At 61.7% G+C, this 1,939-nt stretch carries 2 protein-coding genes; both read left to right on the forward strand.

Features of this window, described 5'->3' with window-relative positions:
* Positions 1 to 143 precede the first annotated feature (143 nt).
* Positions 144 to 467, forward strand: coding sequence for a hypothetical protein (locus ACFPOE_RS13540; RefSeq protein ID WP_376850655.1), 324 nt, complete (start codon positions 144 to 146; stop codon positions 465 to 467).
* A gap of 914 nt (positions 468 to 1,381) precedes the next feature.
* The gene (locus ACFPOE_RS13545; protein ID WP_376850656.1) at positions 1,382 to 1,798 is read left to right on the forward strand and encodes a cytidine deaminase; all 417 of its coding nucleotides are present in this window, start codon (positions 1,382 to 1,384) and stop codon (positions 1,796 to 1,798) included.
* Positions 1,799 to 1,939 lie beyond the last annotated feature (141 nt).

Consider the following 1,939-nt stretch of genomic DNA (forward strand, 5'->3'; position numbering starts at 1 on the left):
TTTTTCGCTCGTTCCGCTCGGCGGAGGTGCCAATGAGGGCTAACAAGTCCGTCAACGCGGACGCCCAAAGTCGTTACGCAGCTGCGCCGCGCCGTTCATTGGTCGCCGGTTACGTCCGACGTTAAGACTCATCGGAGAAACGTATGAGCACTCGAAGCGGAAAGATCGTGTTCCTCGGCAAGTTGCTCGTCGCAGCAATGGCGCTCGTGGCGCTGGTCGCACTTCCGGCGCGGCAGTTGGCGCCCTCGGTCACACTCGCTGAGCTGCTGGCGTATTGCGCCATTGGCGTGGCCTGCGTCATGGCGCTCATCATCCTTGGCGCCATCTGCTCGCTCCAGTTCTCGCAGTTCATCCTGCGCGCGGGCGGAACGGACGCGCAGTGGTTCTGGTTTGCGAGCGAACCCAAGGGGCTGGCCGCTTTGCGCGAGCAGCAGTCTGAAGGAAAGGGAGCACGCGATGGGTCTTAACAGGTCCGTCAACGCGGACGCCCAAGGTCGTCCCGCAGCTGCGCCGCGCCGTTCCTTGGCCGCCGGTTACGTCCGACGTTAGCCCGCATGGATCTGATGCGCGTTTGGCCGTCTCGTTATTGCCCCGTTTGTGGCGGCTTAATGCGCCAGGCGGCGACTGGGCACGTAGCGCCAAGATCCTGGGTCGTACTGTTAGCGGGTTCCGGCGAGCTAATTGGTATCGTCTCGCTGCTCGCGGGCGCCATAGCCGGTAGCGTGCTTGGCGCGCCCTTCGGGCTAGTGGTAGGGCTTACCGTCGGCGTCTTGGTCAGCGTGGCCGCGATAGCTGTCTTGATGCGATTTGAGAAGGATGCTTTGGTATGCGAGTGCTCTGACTGCCATGGGCAGGTCCTATATGGCCAGTGTTTGTCTAAAGCGCCTGGGGCCCCGCCATGAGGGCTAACAGGTCCGTCAACGCGGACGCCCAAAGTCGTCCCGCGGCCTTGCCGCGCCGTTCCATGGTCGCCGGTTACGTCCGACGTTAGACGTCAAGAGAAGGAGCGTATGAGCGCACTACTTACTTTGATCGGCTGGTGTTTGCTTTTTGTCCTGTGCTGGCCGCTTGCTTTGCTGGCGCTGGTGCTTTGGCCCATCGTTTGGCTTCTGTCCATCCCGTTTCGCCTGGTTGGGCTAACGTTTCGCGCATTGTTTGCCTTCCTGGGCGCTCTTTTGCTTCTCCCAGCGCGGCTCCTCGGGTATCGTCGCAAGCATGCATAGGCTGGCGGCATTCAGGGGGGTCGTGCAATCGCGGTGTTTCGGGCGCGGCTGGTCCCCCTTGGCGTCTAACAAGTCCGTCAACGCGGACGCCCAAAGTCGTTTCGCAGCTGCGCCGCGCCGTTCCTTGGTCGCCGGTTACGTCCGACGTTAGGCAGCAGATGGCAGTCGATCAAGCCCTCGTTGACGCCGCAATCGAGCAGGCGATAGCCAGATTCCCGGCTGGATACTCTGGTGCAGCGGCCGTTAGGTTAGAGACGGGCCAAATATTGACGAGCGTTTGCTTAGATCCGCCGAATGCATCGGCAGCTCTTTGCCACGAGACTGGCGCCTTATGCGAAGCGAACCGGCTTGGGCTTCGGGTAGTCGCATCGGTGTGCGTCTCGCGAAGCGATCCTGGCAAGCCGTTTCTTATCCTCGCCCCTTGCGGGATCTGTCAAGAACGCATGGCGCTTTGGGGTTCGGACGTCGCGCTGGGCGTTGCTGTACCCGGAAGTCCCGGCGAATGGCAATCTAAACGACTCGGGGAATTGCAGCCGCACTACTGGCGCAATGCCGTGACGGACGCTGGAGAATAATTGGATGCGTATGAAGCTGCCTAACAAGTCCGTCAACGCGGACGCCCAAAGCCGTCCCGCAGCTCCGCCGCGCCGTTCCTTGGTCGCCGGTTACGTCCGACGTTAGCCCTCATGAAGTGCTACAGGCGCGGAGCTATCCCT

Source organism: Caenimonas terrae (assembly GCF_042655405.1).
Taxonomy (GTDB): Bacteria; Pseudomonadota; Gammaproteobacteria; order Burkholderiales; family Burkholderiaceae_C; genus Ramlibacter; species Ramlibacter terrae_A.